Genomic DNA, 21,212 nt, shown 5'->3' with positions numbered 1-21,212 from the left:
TCCTCAGCAACCAACAGATAAAACCTGYAGCCAACAACCAGCTGGGGCCAGTTTTTCCACCACCATCGGAGTGCTTTGACCTTTAAGCATRTTCAAGGCAAAAAGCTCAGCTGCTTGGCGGTTATCAAAACAAGCACTTTTTATTTCATCTGGCACCACCTGCTCCTTAGCCACTAGGGGCCTTACTCGATAGTAGGTTTTGCGGGCAGCTATTTCCATGGCTTTAATCTGAGTCCTGCGGGACCAAGTGAGGCCAAACAGCAGATAGTGTGCAGAATTCAGCAGTTTTTAAAGGCCAATTGGCTTTAGGACTAGGGGGTATTAAGGATTTAGGCCATGTCTAAAGCGCAATTGCAGGCCTTCATCACCAAGGCAAATGCCAATCCAGCCCTCAAAACCCGCCTAGACGGCGCAATCGACCCCAAGGCGGTAGTAGCCCTTGCCCTTGAGGAGGGTCACAGCTTTTCTGAGGCCACCTGGAGCAGGCACCTGAGGGCGTAGATATTTGAGCTTCAACGAGTTTTGCTGAAAATTTGATCCCAAAGGCCACCGCTGCCAAAGAACTTCTTGTTTACGGTTTTCCAGCCACCAAAATCAGCAACGGTAAAAGTTTTAACTGCAGGGAACTTGCCCTTGGTAGTTGCCTTTACTGCAGTTGTTACGGGACGAAAACCTTTGCTTGCAAAAATTTTCTGAGCCAATGGTGTAAATAAATATTCTGTGAAAGCTTTAGCAACCTTGCCGGTTCCACGCTTATCTACATTTTTATCAATAACAGCCACAGGCCCCTCAATCAAAATATTAGGGCTTGGAACCTTGAATGGCACCTTCCAATCTCCAGTTTGCTTAGCAAGAATGGCTTCGTTCTCGTAATTAAGAAGTACGTCACCCTGCCCCTTTTGCACAAATATGTCGGYTGCCTCCCTGGCATCTTTAGGAAGTATGTCAACATTTTTATACACAGTAGCAATAAAAGATTCGGCTTGTTTATCACTTCCGCCATTTTCAGCAACAGAGCCCCATATACCTAAAAAATTCCATCTTGCTCCTCCGGATGTTTTTGGATTAGCTGTTACCACATCCACATTATTATTATTTAGATCATTCCAATTATTTATCTTTTTGGGATTGCCCGGACGCACAAAGAAAACAACAACAGAGTTAGTGATTATTGATTTATTCGGTAATTTATTTTGCCAGCCAGATTTAATAAAGCCAGCTTCCTCAAGCTTAATTACATCCCCTTCTAAAGCCAGTCCAACTACATCGGCCTCTAGGCCATCGATCACAGCCCGGGCCTGGGAGCCGGAACCGCCATAGCTGGTTTTAACTACAACGGTTTGGCCGGTTTTCTTCTTCCAGTCAGCGATAAATTTGGGAATAATTTCGTCGTAGGCGGCCTTGGTTACCGCGTAGCTCACCAAGAGGATTTCCTGCTTGGCGGGCGCAGCCAATGCGGAGGAACTAGCAAGGGTGCCAGGCAAGGCAAGGCCAACAAGGCCCAACAGGGCAAAGCGGGTGACCGTGCGGCGGCTCAACTTCGCGGAATCAAAAACCACGGTAATCCGATCGGGTGTTTTGGGAATATACACCCCTACAAGTTGCGTCTGGGTAATCCCCGCTACTTCGATAGGGATTTGCGCCGCAAACTCCCTAAACAGCGGCGGTCATAGGCACAATCATCTGATCATCCCCCTGACGGCTAAGGCTTTGAGCTTCAGCGCAAAAACCGATTACGGCCTCGTGGCCCTGCTGGAACTGGCCTCCACCTACGCCAGTGGCCAGGTGCTTCAGGTGGCGGAGATCGCCCAGCGCCAACAAATCCCAGACCGCTACCTGGAACAGATGCTCACCAGCCTGCGCCGGGCCGGCATTTTGCGCAGCATCCGCGGCCCCCGCGGTGGCTATCAGCTAAGTAGATCCCCCAAAGAGGTGAAAGTTTCAGAGGTGGTGGCTTGCCTGGAGGGGGACAGCAGCAATARCGATGCAACTAAGCGCCAGTCAGCGGAATTCCAGGTGCTGGAAAACCTGGTGGGCCAGCTGGAAAAAGCCCGCAACAAATTGCTTGAATCAACCAGTCTGCAAGACCTGCTTGAACAGCGAGACAAGCTTGCTCAGGCCCAGGGCATGTATTTCATTTAACCGCCTCAGGTTATTAGACTAATTCCACGGTTGACCAATGGGCAAACGGTACTATGGTGTTTCCACAACGTCGCCAGGCGCCATGAGCTGTTGTCTCCGAATGTCATCGTCCAGCACCCCGCTGGCCCCAACACCCCTATCCATGACCACCAATTACCTAACCGTTCAAAGCCATGACCATCAGCATCGGCACTCGCCCCCTCCAAMTCACCCTCCTTCCCAATGACGTCCTTCCCGAGGGCCTGAGCTGGAAAATCCAGGAGGGTTACATCCGTACCGTCGCCTGGGACCAGGAAGGTGATTCCATCACCCTGGGCCTCTGGGGACCCGGCGAATGGGTCACCACTGCCTACTCAGCCCTACGGCCCATTGAAATTCAATGCCTCACCACGGTGGTGGTGGAGCAAACCAAGTTCACTGCAGATCAAGTATCACAATTCCTGGCTGATCACATCCGCACAGTGGAAGAGATCTTTTGGATTAATCGCATCAAGTCTGCGGAGGAACGTCTGCTCCAACTACTCACCTGGATTGGCAGCCGCTTCGGCATGGTGAGCAGTAAAGGCTACCGGCTCTCCCTTAAGGAACTAAACCTCACCCATAAGGCCCTTGGTGATATATGCGGTTTAACCAGGGTTACCGTAACAAAAACTCTCAGCCTAATTCGCACCAAAGGCACACTTCAACGGATCAGCAATGATGATTTGTTTATACCTAATAAACTATTTCTAGCGATCTAACCCCAAAAAAACAATTATCGTTTAACCCCAAAAAAACCTTTGAAGATATTATCATGACCGCAGAATTAATCAGAGCAAAGCGCAACTCATCGGAAGTTCAAAGTTTCACGCTGATTTTTAAAAACGGTTGCCTTTTAAAGAATCAATCAGCCCTCACCCTGGCTCAATTTTGTTCAGATGCCCGCCTGGCTGGCTTCAAAGTTGAACGCGATAATAAGCAACACCATCTAGATGGCGTAGTCAGGCTCGAACGTGCGAGCCATCCTTGAAGTGATGTGGAGGCAATCGCCGGGATTGAGGCTGGCGTAGTCGAGCCGTTCCCGGGGTAATACCACCATCACCACATCGCCCCCTTCTAAAATTAATTCTGCCTGAAGATCGCGCCCCATGTGGGTTAAGCGACGCAACTGCCCCGGCACACTATCCGGCTGGGGACTGAGATGTAGATCAAGGTCGTGGGGACGGATGAAGAGATTGCTGGCCAGGGGACCCGAACCAAGCTGCTGGCCCACCACCCCGTAGGGCAACACGTTAACGCTGCCCACAAATCCCATCACAAAGGGGGTGGCTGGTTGGTCATAAATTTCTGCGGGGGAACCGATCTGCTCGATTTGCCCCTGATTCATAACAACAATTTTATCGGCCACCTCCATTGCCTCTTCCTGGTCGTGGGTAACAATTACTGTGGTTACATGCATCTCGTCATGGAGATTGCGTAACCAGGCCCTAAGTTCCTTGCGCACCTTGGCATCTAGGGCGCTGAAAGGTTCATCAAGCAACAACACCCGGGGCTGCACAGCCAGGGCTCTAGCCAATGCAACTCTTTGTCGCTGGCCGCCAGATAACTGTGAGGGATAGCGGCCTCCATATCCCTGCAACTGAACCAGTTCCAACAATTCATCCACACGTCTTTTGATAGCAGCAGGCTTCCAGCCGCGCAGCTCCAGGCCGAAGGCCACGTTTTGGCGCACATTACGGTGCTTAAACAGGGCAAAGTGCTGGAAAACAAAGCCCACCTGCCTGTCTTGCACCGAGCGGTTTGTGGCCTCTTCCCCAGTGATCCACACCCTGCCGGCATCGGCCTCCTCTAGGCCGGCAATCAGCCTCAGCAGGGTGCTTTTACCAGAACCAGAGGGACCCAGCAGGGCCACCAGAGAGCCACTATCCACATCAAGGCTCACGTCTTTAACGGCTTGGAAATCCCCAAACGATTTACTTACGTTGGCAACACGGATACCCATGGCGAACAGCTTTAACTCCTTTGAAACCCAGCCTGCCAGAAGGACCACCCCAGAACCAAGCAAATAGCTGTATCCCGATTGTATTATCGTGGAATCGAAACAAGCTGTAAGTTTTAGTGATGGGTAGTTTCATCAATTTTCCTCCTCTTCCCAGTTGGCCTTGGCGAATCACCTGGGCTTACTTGGGCTTGGTGCTATTTCTGCCGATTGGAGGCATGGCACTTAAAGCCGCAAACGTTGGAGCAAGTCAATTTTGGCTTCTAGCAACCACTCCAGAGGCAATCGCAACCTACAAAGTTAGTTTTGGCTTGGCTTTTGTAGCAGCCCTGATAAATGGATTATTTGGCTTGATAATTGCCTGGGCTTTAGTGCGATGCGAATTCCCAGGCAAGCGCCTCCTGCATGCCCTCATCGATCTCCCCTTTGCCCTGCCCACCGCCGTTGCCGGTTTGGCGTTAAGCGCCGTCTACAGCACCAACGGCTGGATCGGCGCACCATTGTTTGCATTACTTGGAGTAAAGGTATCTTTCACTTGGCTGGGCGTGGCAATTGCAATGGTATTTATTTCACTACCTTTTGTAGTGCGTAGTGTTGAACCAGTGCTTGAAGCCTTGGAAGTAGACCAAGAGGAGGCAGCCTGGTGCCTTGGTGCAAGCCAACGCCAAACCTTATTCAAGATTGTGCTACCGCAACTTTCACCAGCAATATTATCTGGAGTTGCTCAAGGCTATAGCCGCGCAGTGGGTGAATACGGATCTGTTGTAATGATATCTAGCAATGTTCCATTTAGGGATTTAATCACACCAACCCTGATAATTCAGAAACTTGAAGAATTTGATTTTAATGGCGCAACCGTAATAGGAATGGTTATGCTTATATTTTCATTATTTAGTCTTATTGTAATAAACGGCCTACAGGTTTGGGGCCGCAATTGGGAGGCAAATCCATCTTCATGAAAAAGTTTATTCCAATTATTGCTTGCCTGTATGTGGGACTTGTAATTGTGGTACCCGCCCTTAATGTTGTAGCAGGTGCTTTCACAAAAGGGCTTAGCCCATTCATTGAAAATTTTAAATCTGAAGATTTACAGCATGCAATTAGATTAACATTAATATTGACAGCTATCGCGGTTCCTGCAAACACTATATTTGGCTTAGTAGCAGCTACAGCAATTGCCAGGAGGCAATTCAGGGGCAAGGCATTACTACTAAGTATCATCGATCTACCTTTTTCCATTTCACCTGTCGTGGTGGGCTTGATGCTGGTGTTGCTATATAGTCCCTCTCATGGATTATTTGGCGGGGTTGTTAAAGCATTAGATTTAAAAATAATTTTTGCTTGGCCTGGAATGGCAATGGCAACCATATTGGTAACTTTTCCATTCATGGCTCGAGAGGTAATACCCTTACTGGAAGAAGAAGGATGGGAGCAGGAAGAAGCTGCGCGAACATTGGGAGCAAATAGCTGGCAGGTTTTTTGGAAAGTAACATTGCCCTCAGTACGATGGGCCGCCCTGTATGGATTGATTCTCACCACAGGGAGAGCCCTAGGAGAATTTGGCGCCGTGGCAGTTGTAAGCGGTAACATCACAGGTTTAACCCAAACCTTGCCACTATTTATTGAAGATGCCTATAAACAATATCAAACCGAATTAGCCTACGGGGCAGCTATGGTACTTGGCGGGGTAGCCATATTAACACTGTTAAGTAAGATTTTACTTGAGAAATATATCAGCAATCACAAAATAAACCCTTAATAATTCCATCGAACCCAATCCCCATGCGCCCTTTGAGTAAAAACTTTCAAAACAGCTTCAGGAACAGCYTCGAGAAAAGCTTTGAGGTGTTGATATGGCGTTTTCGCTTGGTGAGCATATTGCCAGTTGTGATGAGTTTACTCGGSAGCGTTGGTTGTTTCATTCTTGGTACAGCGGAAGAGCTGAAGGCYTTTTCAGGCATGCTAAAAAGCCTCGACCACAGCAGTTCAACAAAACTGATTGGCACCATGATTGGTGGCATTGATTATTATGTTATTGGTATTGCGCTTCTGATATTTGGCTATGGTATCTATGAGCTTGTAATTTCAGATATCGATCCTCGCGATGAATCAATACCAGAGCGGCGCAGAAACCTATTAAGCATCACTTCTCTCGAAAGCTTAAAACAGAAGCTCAGCAACGTAATAGTTGTGGCCTTGATAGTTTCAGCTTTCAAAACAATGATCAGCTTTAAAATAARTTCAATGCTTGAACTACTGCAATTCTGCGGCGGTGTAACACTATTAGCCGTAAGCGCCTGGCTGATAGGCCGCAGCCACAGTGATTAATCGCTCAACACTTATTAACTTTCATTCTTAGCTAGCAGTAACCAAATAAATAGCAAYGGGCCAACCCAGGCCAAAGCACTGAGGCTCAGTAAAGGCTCGAGCRCAAGCACAATTGGTTTAATCAGCCAATCAAAAACAGTTAAAATWAAGCCCACTAAAAGCAGCAACCAGCCCATCAGCTCTGCTCCGATCTTCCTATTTCTGCAATATTGATGCGCAAATTGCCCTGGCGCAATATTTGCCAACAACTGCCATTTTCTCCCTGCTGCCAACCMACAACCGTGCTTGCCTTTCCTGAACCGCTCGGCCACGGCAGTGGTGCCAATAAAGCAAGGCTTGGAAAGTTTTTAGCAATCTCCTCTGGGCTTGTGCAGGCCGGCTGCCCCGAGCGATTAACGCTGGTGGTGGCAAGGGGGCCAGTGCAAMGCAACAACTGCAACGCCATTGGGCACGCCGGTATGCGAAGCCCAAGGCTGCTTCCACCGGGATTGAGGGCCTCCACCACAGCCCCCTTAGCTGGCAACACCAAGGTGAGCCCACCSGGCCAACCCTGATTTGCCAACTGCTCCCAACCCTGGGGCGGCGGCATACCAAGGGCTGCCAATAATTCATCCCGCCCAGCAGCCATCAAAATCAAAGGCTTATTTGCCGCCCTTTGCTTTATTTGCCACAGCTCAGCTGCCCATGCGGGTGCCATTGCTAAAGCCGGCAAGGTATCGGTGGGAAAAGCAGCGGGGYKGCCTGCCCTTAAAAGCGCACTTAAATCTCCGCAAGCCAATGGGGCCCTTGGCAACTCGGCTGGCGTCATCAACTTCCCCCAGGTGCTCGAGCGATAGCAAATCGCAGTTTTCCCTCTAGATCCATGGCAGCATCCAAATCAATCAATCCGGCTGCTTGAAGTAATCGAGCAACATCGTTTGCTTGATTATGRTGATGTTCAATTAATAGCCATCCCCCCGGGGCTAATACATGCGGCGCCATTGAGCAAATAGATCTAATCGCATCCAAACCATCTATCCCACCATCTAAGGCAAGCCGTGGTTCGTTATTAAGTACCAATGGCTCCAAATTATCCACCACTCCACTGGGGATATAAGGGGGGTTGCTTATTAATAATTGCCAGTTGCTTGGCTGCCCAAGCAGGGGTTCTAGCCAATTGCCCTGCAACCAATTAATGGCCTGCTCCACCCCATGGGCGCGGGCATTGGCCTGGGCCAAATTCAAGCTTTGCGCGCTGATGTCGATGGCCCAACCTTGGCTCTGGGGCCAAGCCCGAGCCAAAGCAACGGCTATGCAGCCACTGCCGCAACCCAAATCAAGCCAAGGCTCYAGGCAGCAGCCCTGYTTAATTGCCAAATCAAGGGCTATTTCAACCAATAATTCAGTTTCCTGGCGCGGGATTAAAACAGTTTGATCCACCTGCAACTCCATGTCGCGCCAGGGACAACGGCCCACCAAATACTGCAAAGGCACCTGCTTGTTGATGTGCTCCTCCCATAAACCAGCCAGCAATTGCAATGGTTGAGCAAGCGTTACCGGTTCCTCTGGATAAAGCCAACTGGCCTGCAGSGTTTGCCATGGCACTTTCCCTTCCATTTCCAGCAGCCAATCCAAACCCGCTCTAGAGCCAGGATTTATGCGCAGCTGCTCCCTGCGCCAAGCCCTTAGTTGTTCGCCGCTAATGGTGAGCATTAACAACTAACTAATCAACAAACCATTCTGTCGYGGGCGCCAACGCAAGCCAGGGGCTGCCTCCACCAGCCCRGCAAGTTCCAGCTGCAATAAGCGTTCAGCCAGCTTTGGCAATGGTTTATCCAGGGTTTGAGCAAGTTGCTCCAAGCTGGCGCCAGCACCTAGGGCCTCCAGCAGGGGATCCATSGAGGTTTCAGTGGTGCGGGCCATTGAACTAGCTACGGCCAGTGGCCCTTGGCCCAGGCTCGAGAGCAGATCGGCAGGATCGAGCAACGGCGTTGCCCCTTGGCTCAAAAGGGAGTTGCTGCCCTTCGCTGAACTTCGATTGGTGTCTGCAGGCACCACCCAAAGGGGCAACTSTTGGGCCCAGGCCAATCGAGCCCCATGCAGCGCGCCACTGCCATGGGGACATTCCACCACCACCACCGCCTCCGCCAGGGCCACCAACAAGCGGTTGCGGGAGGCGAAATGCCCCTTTGCCACAGCAGCSCCAGGCCGTTGTTCSGTTATCAACAAACCTTGTTTTGCCACCTCAGCCTGCAACTGGCTGTGGTGCCTCGGATAAACCCGATCCAAGCTGGTTGCAAGCACCCCAACGGGCACACCTCCCGCCTCCAGGCAGCCCCGATGGGCGGCCCCATCAATACCTTCAGCAAGGCCACTCAACACCGGCCAACCATTTGCGGCCAAAGCAATGCCAAGCCTCTTGGCCCAATCCAAGCCATGGGGAGATGGCCGCCGGGTGCCGATTACCGCCACCGCWCGCCTGCGCCGCAGCAGGGGCCAAAGGCTGCCCCGSCCCCGCCAATGCAACTCCAAGGGCGGACGCTGCAAACAGCCAAGTGCTTGGGGCATAGCTGGATCGGAGGGCAGCATCAGGCGGGCCGGACAAACCAAGGGCACTCCCCGATCACCAAGGCGTTTTGCAAGCCGATCCCTGGCGGCAACCAGCTCCGGCCCCACCCCAGGGAGGCCAAGTAATGCTTCAGCTGAAGCATGCCAAGCGGCAGCGAGATCACCAAAATTWCGCTCCAAAAGCTTGATGCGCTGCTCGCCAAGCCCTTCCACTTGGGCCCAGGTCCACCACCAACGCCTCCGCAAGGCCAAATCCCGATTCACTAAACCTTGAYTCGCCAAACCAGCCCAAAATTCAATACATARGTACTAGCATACTGGSCGGGTGCTAACAGCGCCATAGGCTAAAAAAAGCCGCCTTGCCCGCCATGTTCCGCAATTTGTTAATCGCCGATTCCGGCAAGGGCCACGTGGGGGAAATGGTGCGCATGCTGCGCGATATCCCCTGCTTCTCCCAGGCTCGCTTGAACCTGCTGCACGTGGTKCCCGAACAAACGAGCGAAAACCTCAAAGATCACTGGCAAAAAGGCGCAACTTTGCTGGCCGATGCSGTGGATCGCYTCGGCTTAAAACCCACGGAAATAAAYACGATCCTGCGCCAGGGGGACACCAAACAAACGGTGCTAACAGTGGCGGATGAGCTCAATGYCGACCTGATTTTGATGGGCTCCCGCGGCTTGGGCCGCTTGCAATCARTCCTTGCCAACAGCGCTAGCCAATATGTGTTTCAACTCTCCACCAGGCCCATGCTTTTGGTGCGCGACGACCTYTACGTGCGCCACGTAAACCGGCTGATGGTGGGCATCGATGGCACCGGCGTGGGTGATGACGCCCTCAAACTTGCCTGCGAAATAGCAAAAGATATCCCCGGCAGCAGCCTCACCGGAGTGCACATCGGCCACCACGACTTGGCCCCCAGCCGCAGCGGCGCAAGGCCAGCCGACAGTTTGCTCGATCAAGCCAAGCAAAGGGCCCGCAGCTTTGGCGTTGAACTGATTGCYTTRCACAAAACCGGCGATATCGGCCGCGGSCTTTGCGCAGCGGCCGCTGAAATCAAGGCTGATCTGCTWGTGATCGCCTCTCAAGATCGACGCCCACTAGTGGCAAAGGGCCTAGTAGACCTCGACAAACTGCTGGGTGGTTCCGTTAGCGACTACGTAAGGGTGCACGCACCAGCGCCAGTGCTGCTGGTGCGAGAGCCGGAAAAGCGCTGAATTTCAGCGCTTAMCCCTGRCGGCTATTGGTTTGGATATAGAGAACAATCAAAAACACTGCTGGCACCAACACAAATAGGAGGCTGGCCACAAAGCCGAGATCGTTGGTTTCCATGACCGCTGGTGGATGTCTCGGGAGGGTATCACCGCCAGAGTGGCCGTGATACCTGGCGTTCACAGCTCGTCGCTCAGCGGCGGCTCCTCTTCCGCTAAAACCGGGCCCTTTGGCAGGGGTTCAAGGCGGGCTTGCTCGATTTGGGAGGAGAGGGATTCCCTGCCCACCTGGGGCCTGGTGAGCACCGCAACGGAATCCAACACCAGGGCCTGACAAGCCAAGCGCCAGCTGGAGGGACGCCTCCGCAATTTTTGATCTTCCACTGCAGTGCGCTCACTTAAAGCCGAGCCATTGCGTTCCGCTATYACTTCCACAAAACAGGTGATGCATTGGCCGCAGCCGCCGCAATTGCCCAATTGGCCCTTAAGGCCGTATAGCTGCAAACCCTCCGCCAATGCCAACTCCCGCAGGTTGGTTCCCTCCGAACAAACCACTTCGCAACCCTCCCGCACAAAACGCACCACCGGCATCCGCAAAACCGCAACAGGCTGCATTCTGCCTTGCTATGTATTGCGAATTGTGACGCGATTACGGCCTGAAGGGCGCCCCACCAGCAACCCGAAATGTTTCCCTTTGAAACCTCAAGCCAGGGTTTGGTTCTTAACCTCTACGATCACCAAATCTTCGCAGCTTCTGCGGAGCTCCTGTCTCGTTTACCCCCACAGAATCAAATGGGATTGCCCTGGTACAGGGTGCACACGGTCGTAATCAACGATCCGGGCCGCCTTTTGGCGGTGCACCTAATGCACACCGCCTTGGTGGCCGGCTGGGCCGGTTCGATGGCCCTATATGAGCTGGCCATTTTTGATTCTTCCGATGCCGTTCTCAACCCCATGTGGCGGCAGGGCATGTTYGTRATGCCCTTTATGGCACGTTTGGGCGTTACCGGCAGCTGGGGKGGTTGGAGCATCACCGGTGAAACCGGAGTTGATCCTGGTTTCTGGAGCTTCGAAGGGGTWGCCGCAGCCCACATCATYCTGAGCGGCCTGTTGTTTTTGGCCGCCATCTGGCATTGGACTTTCTGGGATCTGGAAATYTGGCAAGATCCCCGCACCGGCGAACCCGCCCTCGATCTGCCCAAGATTTTTGGCATTCACCTACTTCTGGCTGGGCTTGCTTGTTTTGGCTTTGGTGCCTTCCACCTAACYGGGGTTTTTGGACCCGGCATGTGGGTAAGCGACCCCTATGGAATAAGTGGTCATTTAGAAAAAGTGCAGCCTGCCTGGGGACCGGAGGGCTTTAATCCCTTCAACCCTGGTGGTGTGGTGGCYCACCACATCGCCGCTGGAATCGTTGGCATCATTGCTGGCATTTTTCACATCACCACCCGTCCACCTGAGCGCCTCTAYAARGCCCTGCGCATGGGCAACATTGAAACRGTGCTTGCCAGTGCAATTGCAGCTGTTTTCTTTGCCGCCTTCATCGTGGCTGGAACCATGTGGTACGGCAGTGCCACCACRCCCATAGAACTGTTTGGCCCCACCCGCTACCAATGGGACCAGGGTTATTTCAAACAGGAGATTGCCCGTAGGGCCCAAGGAGCWATCGCCCAGGGRGCAAGCCCCAGCGAGGCCTATGGAGCTATCCCTGAGAAACTCGCCTTCTTTGATTACGTRGGCAACAGCCCTGCCAAAGGTGGCCTYTTTAGGGTTGGCCCCATGGTTAACGGCGACGGCCTACCCACCGGTTGGATCGGCCACATCAGTTTCACAGACAAAGAAGGTAGGGATCTGCAGGTGAGGCGCTTGCCAAACTTCTTTGAAAACTTCCCTGTGGTGCTTGAAGACAAAGACAGAATYGTTAGRGCCGACATTCCCTTCCGTAGGGCTGAAGCGAAATACTCCTTCGAACAAACCGGTGTAACTGCCACCGTTTATGGCGGCGAACTTGATGGCAAAACCTTCACTGATCCCGCKGATGTGAAGCGCTTAGCCCGCAAAGCTCAGCTYGGCGAAGGCTTTGAGTTCGACCGTGAGAAGTACCACTCCGATGGCACCTTCCGCAGTTCACCCCGTGGTTGGTTCACCTTCGGCCATGCCACATTTGCTCTGCTCTTCTTCTTCGGACACATCTGGCATGGGGCTCGCACCCTTTACCGGGATGTGTTTGCCGGAATCGATCCAGATCTCGGCGAGCAAGTTGAATTTGGCCTTTTTGCCAAACTCGGCGACAAAACCACCCGCCGCCTACCCGAGGGCTATGTGCCTCCGGCTGGCAGCACCATCAACTGACCATTAAGGAGTACCCCAACAATGGAAAGTTTCGCTTACATCTTGAYCCTCGCCTTCGCCYTAGGCACCCTGTTTTTTGCAGTTGCCCTSCGGGATCCCCCCAAGATTGGCAAGTAAACCTTGCTAATCCCTTGTTGATAAACAAATCCCCTTTGAAATTCCCCCTAATTAATGGGGCTTTTCAAAGGGGTTATTAATGTCTACAATCAGCAAGCTTSTTAAGTAATTCGTTTGCAGTGTCCCTCCTGCCAGCACAGTGATAGTCGGGTGCTCGAATCACGGGCAGCCGATTCTGGCAGAACAGTGAGGCGCAGGCGTGAATGCTTAAATTGCGAATTTCGTTTCACCACCTACGAACGGGTTGAAACTGTTCCAATCACGGTGATTAAACGCAATGGCAACCGTGAAATTTTTAGTCGCAGCAAACTTCTCACTGGTTTAGTGCGGGCYTGYGAAAAAACTGGGCTCGACACAAGCCGCTTGGAATTAGTGCTAGACGACCTTGARRTMCAGCTGCAGCAGCGCAATCTACGGGAGATAAACAGCCAGGAGTTAGGGGATTTGGTGCTCGATCAATTAGGTGATCTCAGCGAGGTGGCCTATGTGCGATTTGCCTCGGTATATGGCAAGTTTCGTAGTGTTTCCGATTTCATCGACACCCTTGAAAAATTGCGTCAACGCAATCAAGTGAAGCGGCAATTGGCGGAGATCGGCTGATAGGGTTAGAGATTACCGTTCTGCTTTGGCGGAGTTATGAGCGGCACCCTTCCCCCCTGCCTGAGGCAGGCCGCCCCTTCCATCCATGACTACAACCCCATCAACCACTGAATCAACCACTGAACAAGTTGAAGCGCTGGCTRCAGATTCCATGCTTGATCTGGAGCAAAGCCTTGATGCCATGGCCCATGATCTGGCCGACGACATCCCCTACGAAGTGCCTRGCGCAGAAGAAGGCATTCGAGTGGCAAGCCGCAGTGGCGACGATGTGGGTTTCACCCTGGATGAATTTGCCGCACTACTAAGTAARTACGACTATCACTTCAAACCTGGMGATGTTGTTAACGGCACCGTATTCAATCTTGAGCCCAAAGGTGCCCTGATTGATATTGGCGCCAAAACAGCGGCATTTATGCCCCTGCAAGAGGTATCGATCAACCGGGTTGAAACCCTTGAAGAGGTGCTAGAGCCAGGCGAAGTGCGGGAATTTTTCATCCTCACCGATGAGAATGAAGACGGCCAACTTTCCCTTTCAATACGCCGCATCGAATATCAACGGGCCTGGGAACGGGTGGGCCAATTGCAAAAGGAAGACGCCACCATATACAGCGAGGTATTTGCCACAAACCGCGGTGGTGCCCTGGTGCGGGTTGAAGGTTTACGGGGCTTTATTCCAGGCAGCCACATCAGCACCAGAAAGCCAAAAGAAGATCTGGTGGCAGATTTCCTGCCCCTTAAATTCCTTGAGGTGGATGAGGAGCGCAACCGCCTGGTGCTAAGCCACCGTCGCGCTTTGGTAGAACGCAAGATGAATCGYCTCGAAGTGGGCGAAGTGGTTATCGGCACCGTGCGTGGCATCAAGCCCTACGGCGCATTTATCGATATCGGTGGCGTAAGCGGCCTCTTGCACATCTCCGAAATCAGCCACGAACACATCGAAACACCCCACACGGTGTTGAATGTGAACGATCAAATGAAGGTAATGATCATCGATCTAGATGCCGAAAGGGGTCGAATTTCMCTATCAACMAAGGCTCTAGAACCAGAACCTGGCGACATGCTCACCGATCCTCAAAAAGTGTTCGACAACGCTGAAGAGATGGCAGCCCGCTATAAGCAGATGCTGCTTGAGCAAGCCGACGAATCTGAAACAGATTCATTGGTAGAAGAAGAAACAGCTGAGCTTGATTGAATTTCAAGTTCCTTTAAACAACACAAAGGCAGTGCTATTTGATAAAGATGGCACCCTTTGCTTGAGTGGTTCCTACCTAACGGCCCTGGCGATAGCCAGGGCCGATTTTTGTAGACGCCTAAGCGGCATTAACAATCTGCAAGCCCCCCTACTCGCTGCCTATGGCATCAGCGAAAAAGGTATTGATCCAGCTGGAGCTACAGCAGTTGCCAGCCGCCAAAACAATTTAATYTCCACAGCCACGGTGCTTGCCATCCATGGGGTGGACTGGTGYCAGGCCCAACAATGGGCCGAAACAGCCCTTGCTCAAGCTGATGCTGCSCTAGCTGATCGCAAGGCMAAGCTCACCCCACCAACCCCAGGCCTGGTTGCAATGTTGCAGCGCCTGCWGGAAAGGGGAATCACCATGGCGATTTTGAGTAGTGACGTTGGCTCCAGCYTGGAGGMTTTTTTGCTGGAGCACCAACTAATGCATTTTTTCAAGGCTATTTACGGGGCCGATCGCAACCCGGCCAAACCCGATCCGGCAGCTGCTATCAGCGTTTGTGAAATCCTTGCTGTGAACCCTGAAGCTTGCGGCATGGTGGGTGATGCCGAAGCGGATCTAAGCATGGCAGCTGCCGCTGGTTTGGGTTGGAGCCTTGCCTACCAGGGTGGTTGGGATCTGCCGCTACAGCTTTCTGGAAGCCATGGCCACCTGCAGCATTGGGATCAATTCGCTCCGCTGTAGCCTTTGCAGCGCACTGGAATCCGCCCATGGGTCGCTACGTATTCACATCCGAATCAGTAACTGAAGGCCACCCCGATAAAATCTGCGACCAGGTGAGCGATGCCGTGCTTGATGCGCTGCTCGCCCAGGATCCAGCCAGCAGGGTGGCTTGCGAAACAGTTGTTAATACAGGCCTTTGTTTAATTACGGGCGAAGTAACAACCACCGCAAGGGTTGATTTTAATAGCCTTGTGCGCGGTGTTATCGAACAAATTGGCTACAACGGCGCCCGCGCCGGTGGTTTTGATGCCCATAGTTGCGCTGTGTTGGTGGCCCTAGATCAACAATCACCAGATATCGCCCAAGGCGTAGATGAAGCAGAYGACCACGATGGCGACCCCCTAGACAAAGTTGGTGCCGGCGACCAAGGCATCATGTTTGGCTACGCCTGTGATGAAACACCTGAGTTGATGCCYCTGCCCATCAGCCTGGCCCACCGCTTGGCAMGGCGTTTGGCAGAAGTGCGCCACAACGGTTCCTTGGATTACCTGTTRCCCGATGGCAAAACCCAGGTGAGCGTTGTTTATGAAAATGAAAAACCAGTGGCGATCGACACGATCTTGATCTCCACCCAACACATCGCTGAAATAGATGGCATCAGTGATGACAAAGGTTTAAGGGAACGTATTTCCTCCGACCTCTGGACCCATGTGGTGSAACCCGCCACCGCTGATCTCGCCCTAAAACCAGATCGCAACAGCACTCGCTTTTTGGTTAACCCCACTGGCAAATTTGTGGTGGGTGGCCCCCAAGGTGATGCGGGCCTAACTGGGCGCAAAATCATTGTGGATACCTACGGCGGCTATGCCCGCCATGGTGGTGGCGCCTTTTCAGGCAAAGATCCCACCAAGGTGGATCGCTCCGCCGCCTACGCCGCCCGATATGTGGCAAAAGCGCTTGTGGCAGCTGGCCTAGCCCGCAAGGTGGAAGTACAACTCAGCTACGCGATCGGCGTAGCAAAACCGGTGAGCATCTTGGTGGAAAGCTTCAACACAAGCGCCCTGAGCAACGATGAACTCACCGATCTGGTGCAAGAAAATTTCGACCTGAGGCCAGGTGCCATTATCGAAATCTTCAACCTGCGCGGCCTACCCCAAGCCAGGGGCGGCCGTTTTTACCAAAACGTGGCTGCCTACGGACATTTCGGCAGGGCTGAYCTTGATCTTCCCTGGGAAARTGTGGAAACAATCGCCGCCAAATTGCGCGGCTAGATGCTGCCAATCGGTCTTGGCATAGATCTCGGCAGCAGCGGTTTAAGGCTGGCCTTAGTTGCCTCAGATGGCAGCTTGTTGGAAACACGCCAGAGTTCCTATCCATGCAGCTTTAACAACGCCAATGGCTGGAAGAAGGGGGTTGYGRCACTGAGCCARCAACTACCTGCCCATCTAAGGGAACAGGTGGTTGCCGTAGCGRTTGATGGCACATCTGGCACACTGCTGGCCTGCAATGAAAAGGGTGAACCCCTCAGCACGGCTATTGCCTATAGCTGCGCCTGCCTAGAGCAATCGGCTGCAATAAAAGACCTGGTGCCAGCTGATAGCGCCGCGGCAAGGGCCAGTGGCAGCTTGGCGCGCGCCCTGCGCTTATTGGAGCAACTGCAATGGCAACCGAATCAAGCCTTGCCATTGCTGCGGCATCAAGCTGATTGGCTAATGGGCTGGCTACTGGGGGATTGGGCTTGGGGTGAAGAGGGAAACAACCTGCGACTGGGCTGGGATTTAGAACAAAACAACTGGGCGGGCTCCATTAATGCTGCTCCTTGGGCCAAAGCATTGCCCAAAATTGTGGCCAGCGGAGTAGCCCTTGGAACCCTCAGCAACAGCGCCAGTGCTGCCCTTGGTCTTCCCCAKGGGTGCCAAGTGGTGAGCGGTAGCACCGATGCAAATGCCATGGTGCTCGCCGCCGATCCCCAAGCAAATGATGGCGTTACCGTTTTGGGAACCACCTTGGTGTGCAAACAATTCAATGCCACCCCCTTGATGGGAGCTGGCATTAGCAACCACCGCATCGGCGGCCGCTGGTTGGTTGGTGGCGCATCGAATGCAGGTGCTGGGGTATTAAGACAATTTTTCAATGATCAGCAATTGCAGGAATTAAGCCGTCAAATAGATCCAAATAAAGCAAGCGGWTTRACTTATTTGCCACTACCGGCTGTGGGTGAGCGCTTTCCAATTGATGATCCTGGGTTGGAGCCGCTGCTAACACCGAGGCCCGTTAGTGATGCTTTGTACCTACAGGGCTTGCTTGAGGGCCTAAGCAAAATYGAACAACAGGGCTGGCAAAGATTGCAGCAACTGGGTGCAACGCCTATCAAAAGGGTATTAACGGTGGGAGGAGGCGCCCGCAATAGCCAATGGCGCCGCATCAGGGAGCAAGCAATTGGGCTGCCAGTGCTTAATCGAGCAAATGCATCAGCTGCCGCTGCCATGGCTCTGCTGGCCCTGCGAAGCGTCACACTGGAATGAACAGCCGGCAAAGCCCCCATGACCAACCGCCTGCGCACAATCATTTCCCTAGGGCTGTTTGTGCTGCTTGCAGGTTATGTGGGCTTCAGTGGTGTGCGCCTTGGCCTGCTGCTTTTTAATCTGCACAACTAATTAACAACCCCCTGCCATGGCCGCTGATCCCCTCACTCCAGCCGTTAGTGACCGCATCTGCAGGCACATGAATAAAGACCATGCAGAGGCTGTGTTGGCCTTTTCCTGCCATTACGGCGGMCTCAAAAATCCAGTTTCTGCAACGCTGCTGAGGGTTGAAACTGAGCAAATGGTGCTTGCTGTGGATGGCACTGAATTGGTGATCGGATTCGACCATCCCCTCAGCGATAGCGAAGATGCCCATCGCACCCTGGTGGCAATGTTGAAGGCCATGCCCCAAACCTGAATAAAGGGGAAGCCTTAGGCCYATTGMSGCCTTAAAAAATCGGTGCCTTTGTTGCTSCCCCCATGGCTAGACGGGTTATTGCTWAAGGCCAGTTGTCCCCGCTGCCAAAGGCAAACAGAAAACCGCAAACTCTGCATCAGCTGCCGCCGCAGCCTGGSCCTTGAGATAGAGGGAAGCCAGGGCCAGTGGCCCCTGCCCTGGTGGGCCTTGGGCAGCTATGAAGGTGGCCTGCGCCAACAATTGCTGCAACTGCGCAAACAAAACAACCAGCAATTGGTGCAGGCCCTAGGCCGCCAACTACATGCTCAGATMCCAAATCTTGGAGTGCCCCTWYTGGTTACGGCGATTCCAGAGCGGCGCCCGAGGCGGGGCTCAATGCCATGGCAATTAGCTAWGGCGWTAGCCAATGCAGGCGGCCATAAATTGATAARAGCCCTGGAGCGCCGAAGGGCCTGCCTCGGGCAACACCACCTAAACCGAAARCAACGGCTCAGCAATTTGGAKGGAGTATTTCAYTGCGTGGTGCCGGCAGGTCAACAATTACAACCCTTGCTGCTGGTAGACGACATTCTCACAACAGGAGCTACGGCCCTTGCGGCGATGGCTGCCCTTGAAAAAGCAGGCCATGGCCTGCTGGGGCTTGCCTGCATTGCCCGCACACCCGCAGCCAAAAAGCAGGAGTGGGTGGGTTAAGATTGCCCTTCCCAAGCCGGGATAGCTCAGTTGGTAGAGCAGGCGACTGAAAATCGCCGTGTCCCCAGTTCAAATCTGGGTCCTGGCATTAGAAGCTCCATCCATGTGCAACACCCGTTGGGGGTAGGGAATCTCTATGCCCTCGCGGCTAAAGGCATTCCAAACGGCGATTCCCACCTCACTGGCAACGGARATGCCATTCATTGGATCTTCAATCCAATAACGAATTGCGTAGGTAATTGCCGAATCGTCGTAGCGCAAAAGCAAACCCTTAGGTGCCGGTTTTGCTAATACCCGTGGAACCGTAGCTGCAACCGCCTCAAGGATTGCAATCACCTTTTCKGGCGGATGCCTGTAGGCAGCGCCGATTAAWACCTGCCCGCGGCGATAGCGATCCTTWAGGCCGCTGTAGGTAACCATCTGTTGGGTAAAAAATAATTGATTCGGCACTACAAGTTCCACATTGTCGCGATCGCGCCAAAGGGTAGTGGCACGCATKCCAAGCTCAAGCACTTCGCAAGGATCCTCTCCRTTACCRTTTTCTAAAAGCAACACATCACCGGGCCGCACRGCACCTTCAATTAGCAACCAAATWCCACTAATGAAATTACTGAAAATCTCCTTTAAACCAAAGCCAAGGCCCACAGAYAARCCGCCGCCRATYGCAGCAAGAAATGTATARTTAACWCCAACAATCATAAATATYAAAACAAAKCCAATCCCCGTTATCAGGTAACGRATRATTAGYTCWGCKGCCCTATGGGCYGGCTTTGATAATTGAAAGAYCCCAGAAAAAAACCAAGTTAAGCACCAGGCGGGAAGCGCGGTGCCCGTGGCRAGAAAATAACTACCAAATAMAAGCAGAAGAAGATCATTAAARCTGAAATCATTWGAGCTCAACATCAGCACAGGAGCRTCTAAAAGGCTTGGCARGTCGGCAATTTGAGCAATAAAACCAAGAAGMCCAAAAACRACAAGRAARGGCCKRAGMACACTTATRTCAAAAYTCTTAACTATTGAWATTGGCACACGCAATCTCAATAAAATTATAAAKAYCCTAGTAAAAACACAGAAMCCATAGAAGCCAGAGATAAATAATGCAAGCCCGGCAAYACCGCTAATWTTATGCAAAGCCAGAGCAAAGATCCTAAGAATAACCAGAAGCAAAACTTCATTTGCCAAAGGTTTAAATAAAGCCATGTATTTAAAGCGGTGCTCAAAGGGCCATCTACGTGTTTCTAAATGCAAACTAATCTGAAGAAAAAACCAAATAATTAAGCCAAAARYAAGCGCAAACAACTGAAGAAGCACCGAAGGCCTTAATAAATCTGATATAAAATCAGCCARCACTGGSGWTAAAGAATTCATCGGCTTTCTGTTTGCTTTAAAAGGGAATCAAATCTGGGGGCGATCGCCTGGGGACTCTGATCACCACTTAAAACCAAATCTAAATAAGGTTTGGTTTTAGGMTCAATTGCATTAAGCAAATCAATATTCTGGAGATTTAAGAGCCTCCCGCTCGAACCAGCCTCAACAATCAAAGCCAATGTRGAATCTGTTTTAAGTGGCAAACTAATGCCAGGAGCGATACCTAATTTTGAGCCCATGCGCTTCTGCAAACCTTGCAACCAAGCCCCTGAACAGGTAATCCAACTAAATTCACCGGAAACCAAGCCATCTCGCAACAGTTGCTGATCTGATTCAAAGCTGATGGATGGCTGTAAATTAGCTAAGCGCAGCCAAGACAGAAATGGTAACGAAGGGGATTTAAACAGATTATTAGATTGCTGCCCACTGATATTAGCGTGAACGCTATCATCAAAACCCGTATAAAGCCAGCGCAGGGATTCGAAACTGCCAGATATACCAATTGGATATCCAGCCTGGCCCAACTTAATCAATTGATCAATGTTCGCAGGCGGATCTTTCAACCTACTCCGATTATAGCAAGCGATTTGAGGATAAATCAAAACAGGTATGCCTAACAATTGCTTTTTATATATGAATGCTTGCAGGAGAGCAGCTCGAACTGATTTTTGCTCAAATGGTTTTAGCTCAATGGGCTTAATCAAGCCCTGGCGCCAAAGCGGCAACAGATTATTGGTAGTTAAAAGTATTAAATCAGGGGCCAAACCGCGGCTATATTGAAAATTAAGTTGCTTTATCAGTTGATCATTAGGAACAAATCTAATGTCAATTTTAACGCCGGGATTGAAGCGTTGAAACGATTCAACTTGCTGCTCAACAACTAATTTATTTAATTTCTGATCAGAAGGATCTGAACCTATTCTAGTTTCAACTAATAAGCTGATGGTGGATCCCATCCCAGCGGATTGGGAAGCGTTTTGAAAGATTTGTTTGGCTAAGGGTGCCTCACAGCCCGCCAACAAGCCAAGCAAGGGC

The 21,212-nt window shown here is 52.0% G+C and carries 26 protein-coding genes and 1 tRNA gene; 17 read left to right on the top strand and 10 right to left on the bottom strand.

Annotated features, from left to right (window positions below; all coding sequences use genetic code 11):
• Positions 1–3: 3 nt before the first annotated feature.
• A complete protein-coding gene (locus tag C7K08_RS07670) occupies positions 4–219 on the bottom strand; it encodes a hypothetical protein (protein WP_106500047.1) in 216 nt (71 codons plus the stop codon).
• A 117-nt stretch (positions 220–336) separates the two neighbouring features.
• Between C7K08_RS07670 and C7K08_RS07665 the strand changes: the two genes are divergently transcribed.
• Complete coding sequence (locus C7K08_RS07665) at positions 337–501, top strand: Nif11-like leader peptide family natural product precursor (RefSeq protein WP_106500046.1); 165 nt, start codon at positions 337–339, stop codon at positions 499–501.
• Between the two features lie 11 nt (positions 502–512).
• On the opposite strand, the gene C7K08_RS07660 is transcribed toward C7K08_RS07665, so the two are convergent.
• Positions 513–1,484 carry a sulfate ABC transporter substrate-binding protein gene (locus C7K08_RS07660; protein ID WP_241537135.1) on the bottom strand — a complete coding sequence of 324 codons (972 nt, stop codon included), beginning with the start codon at positions 1,482–1,484 and terminating at the stop codon, positions 513–515.
• 226 nt (positions 1,485–1,710) lie between these two features.
• Here C7K08_RS07660 and C7K08_RS07655 point away from each other — a divergent pair, with 226 nt between their 5' ends.
• Positions 1,711–2,142: an RrF2 family transcriptional regulator gene (locus C7K08_RS07655; protein ID WP_106500045.1), complete on the top strand. Its 432-nt coding sequence runs from the start codon at positions 1,711–1,713 to the stop codon at positions 2,140–2,142.
• Between the two features lie 173 nt (positions 2,143–2,315).
• Entirely contained in the window at positions 2,316–2,882 is a 567-nt protein-coding gene (locus C7K08_RS07650; RefSeq protein WP_106500044.1) for a Crp/Fnr family transcriptional regulator, read from the top strand.
• A gap of 227 nt (positions 2,883–3,109) precedes the next feature.
• Here the strand turns inward: C7K08_RS07650 and C7K08_RS07640 are convergent, their stop codons facing one another.
• A complete protein-coding gene (locus C7K08_RS07640; protein WP_106500065.1) occupies positions 3,110–4,123 on the bottom strand; it encodes a sulfate/molybdate ABC transporter ATP-binding protein in 1,014 nt (337 codons plus the stop codon).
• Positions 4,124–4,242: 119 nt separating this feature from the next.
• On the opposite strand from C7K08_RS07640, the gene cysT reads away from it, so the two are divergent.
• Genes cysT through C7K08_RS07625 form a run of 3 tightly spaced genes read left to right on the top strand, consistent with a single transcriptional unit; the run spans position 4,243 to position 6,448 of the window.
• A complete protein-coding gene (gene cysT / locus C7K08_RS07635) occupies positions 4,243–5,079 on the top strand; it encodes a sulfate ABC transporter permease subunit CysT (protein WP_106500042.1) in 837 nt (278 codons plus the stop codon).
• Complete coding sequence (gene cysW, locus C7K08_RS07630; protein WP_106500041.1) at positions 5,076–5,879, top strand: sulfate ABC transporter permease subunit CysW; 804 nt, start codon at positions 5,076–5,078, stop codon at positions 5,877–5,879. Before cysT ends, cysW begins: the two co-directional genes overlap by 4 nt.
• 32 nt (positions 5,880–5,911) lie before the next feature.
• On the top strand, positions 5,912–6,448 hold the full coding sequence (locus C7K08_RS07625) for a YqhA family protein (protein WP_423218692.1): 537 nt from the start codon (positions 5,912–5,914) through the stop codon (positions 6,446–6,448).
• 175 nt (positions 6,449–6,623) lie between these two features.
• On the opposite strand, the gene C7K08_RS07620 is transcribed toward C7K08_RS07625, so the two are convergent.
• Genes C7K08_RS07620 through C7K08_RS07610 form a run of 3 tightly spaced genes read right to left on the bottom strand, consistent with a single transcriptional unit; the run spans position 6,624 to position 9,259 of the window.
• Positions 6,624–7,256, bottom strand: coding sequence for an L-threonylcarbamoyladenylate synthase (locus tag C7K08_RS07620; RefSeq protein ID WP_106500039.1), 633 nt, complete (start codon positions 7,254–7,256; stop codon positions 6,624–6,626).
• A complete protein-coding gene (gene prmC / locus C7K08_RS07615) occupies positions 7,256–8,140 on the bottom strand; it encodes a peptide chain release factor N(5)-glutamine methyltransferase (protein WP_106500064.1) in 885 nt (294 codons plus the stop codon). The genes C7K08_RS07620 and prmC overlap by 1 nt, the downstream gene beginning before the upstream one ends.
• Before the next feature lie 6 nt (positions 8,141–8,146).
• The gene (locus C7K08_RS07610; RefSeq protein WP_106500063.1) at positions 8,147–9,259 is read right to left on the bottom strand and encodes a DNA-processing protein DprA; all 1,113 of its coding nucleotides are present in this window, start codon (positions 9,257–9,259) and stop codon (positions 8,147–8,149) included.
• A gap of 104 nt (positions 9,260–9,363) precedes the next feature.
• On the opposite strand from C7K08_RS07610, the gene C7K08_RS07605 reads away from it, so the two are divergent.
• Positions 9,364–10,209 carry a universal stress protein gene (locus C7K08_RS07605; protein ID WP_106500038.1) on the top strand — a complete coding sequence of 282 codons (846 nt, stop codon included), beginning with the start codon at positions 9,364–9,366 and terminating at the stop codon, positions 10,207–10,209.
• Between the two features lie 10 nt (positions 10,210–10,219).
• Here C7K08_RS07605 and psbM read toward each other — a convergent pair whose 3' ends face one another.
• Both psbM and C7K08_RS07595 read right to left on the bottom strand, forming a co-directional pair.
• Positions 10,220–10,324 carry a photosystem II reaction center protein PsbM gene (gene psbM / locus C7K08_RS07600; RefSeq protein WP_106500037.1) on the bottom strand — a complete coding sequence of 35 codons (105 nt, stop codon included), beginning with the start codon at positions 10,322–10,324 and terminating at the stop codon, positions 10,220–10,222.
• 59 nt (positions 10,325–10,383) lie between these two features.
• Positions 10,384–10,794, bottom strand: a complete 411-nt coding sequence (locus C7K08_RS07595) for a 2Fe-2S iron-sulfur cluster-binding protein (protein WP_106500062.1) — start codon at positions 10,792–10,794, stop codon at positions 10,384–10,386.
• A 201-nt stretch (positions 10,795–10,995) separates the two neighbouring features.
• Between C7K08_RS07595 and psbB the strand changes: the two genes are divergently transcribed.
• The 10 genes from psbB (at position 10,996) to C7K08_RS07545 (ending at position 18,897) form a co-directional block, all read left to right on the top strand.
• Positions 10,996–12,555 carry a photosystem II chlorophyll-binding protein CP47 gene (psbB, locus tag C7K08_RS07590; RefSeq protein ID WP_106500061.1) on the top strand — a complete coding sequence of 520 codons (1,560 nt, stop codon included), beginning with the start codon at positions 10,996–10,998 and terminating at the stop codon, positions 12,553–12,555.
• A 21-nt stretch (positions 12,556–12,576) separates the two neighbouring features.
• Positions 12,577–12,672 carry a photosystem II reaction center protein T gene (locus C7K08_RS07585; protein WP_106500036.1) on the top strand — a complete coding sequence of 32 codons (96 nt, stop codon included), beginning with the start codon at positions 12,577–12,579 and terminating at the stop codon, positions 12,670–12,672.
• A gap of 114 nt (positions 12,673–12,786) precedes the next feature.
• Positions 12,787–13,272, top strand: coding sequence for a transcriptional regulator NrdR (nrdR, locus tag C7K08_RS07580; RefSeq protein WP_106500035.1), 486 nt, complete (start codon positions 12,787–12,789; stop codon positions 13,270–13,272).
• 85 nt (positions 13,273–13,357) lie between these two features.
• Positions 13,358–14,464, top strand: a complete 1,107-nt coding sequence (locus tag C7K08_RS07575) for a 30S ribosomal protein S1 (protein ID WP_106500034.1) — start codon at positions 13,358–13,360, stop codon at positions 14,462–14,464.
• Complete coding sequence (locus C7K08_RS07570; protein ID WP_161955840.1) at positions 14,457–15,194, top strand: HAD family hydrolase; 738 nt, start codon at positions 14,457–14,459, stop codon at positions 15,192–15,194. The genes C7K08_RS07575 and C7K08_RS07570 overlap by 8 nt, the downstream gene beginning before the upstream one ends.
• 26 nt (positions 15,195–15,220) lie before the next feature.
• Positions 15,221–16,444 (top strand): methionine adenosyltransferase, encoded by a 1,224-nt coding sequence (metK, locus tag C7K08_RS07565; protein ID WP_106500032.1) that lies wholly within the window; start codon positions 15,221–15,223, stop codon positions 16,442–16,444.
• The gene (locus C7K08_RS07560; protein ID WP_106500031.1) at positions 16,445–17,698 is read left to right on the top strand and encodes an FGGY-family carbohydrate kinase; all 1,254 of its coding nucleotides are present in this window, start codon (positions 16,445–16,447) and stop codon (positions 17,696–17,698) included.
• 148 nt (positions 17,699–17,846) lie between these two features.
• Positions 17,847–18,116, top strand: a complete 270-nt coding sequence (locus C7K08_RS07555) for a DUF2470 domain-containing protein (protein ID WP_106500030.1) — start codon at positions 17,847–17,849, stop codon at positions 18,114–18,116.
• Between the two features lie 42 nt (positions 18,117–18,158).
• Entirely contained in the window at positions 18,159–18,809 is a 651-nt protein-coding gene (locus tag C7K08_RS07550) for a ComF family protein (protein ID WP_133165179.1), read from the top strand.
• A 15-nt stretch (positions 18,810–18,824) separates the two neighbouring features.
• A tRNA-Phe gene (locus C7K08_RS07545) sits at positions 18,825–18,897 on the top strand.
• Here C7K08_RS07545 and C7K08_RS15450 read toward each other — a convergent pair.
• Together C7K08_RS15450 and C7K08_RS07535 are read right to left on the bottom strand one after the other, a co-directional pair.
• The gene (locus C7K08_RS15450; protein WP_241537133.1) at positions 18,879–19,508 is read right to left on the bottom strand and encodes a mechanosensitive ion channel family protein; all 630 of its coding nucleotides are present in this window, start codon (positions 19,506–19,508) and stop codon (positions 18,879–18,881) included. The two genes, C7K08_RS07545 and C7K08_RS15450, sit on opposite strands and share 19 nt — an antisense overlap.
• A gap of 665 nt (positions 19,509–20,173) precedes the next feature.
• On the bottom strand, positions 20,174–21,212 hold a 1,039-nt coding region (locus tag C7K08_RS07535; RefSeq protein WP_117434636.1), incomplete at its 5' end, for an extracellular solute-binding protein.

Source organism: Synechococcus lacustris str. Tous (genome assembly GCF_003011125.1).
In the GTDB taxonomy this organism is placed as follows: domain Bacteria; phylum Cyanobacteriota; class Cyanobacteriia; order PCC-6307; family Cyanobiaceae; genus Synechococcus_D; species Synechococcus_D lacustris.
This window is presented reverse-complemented; position numbering and strand designations above follow the sequence as displayed.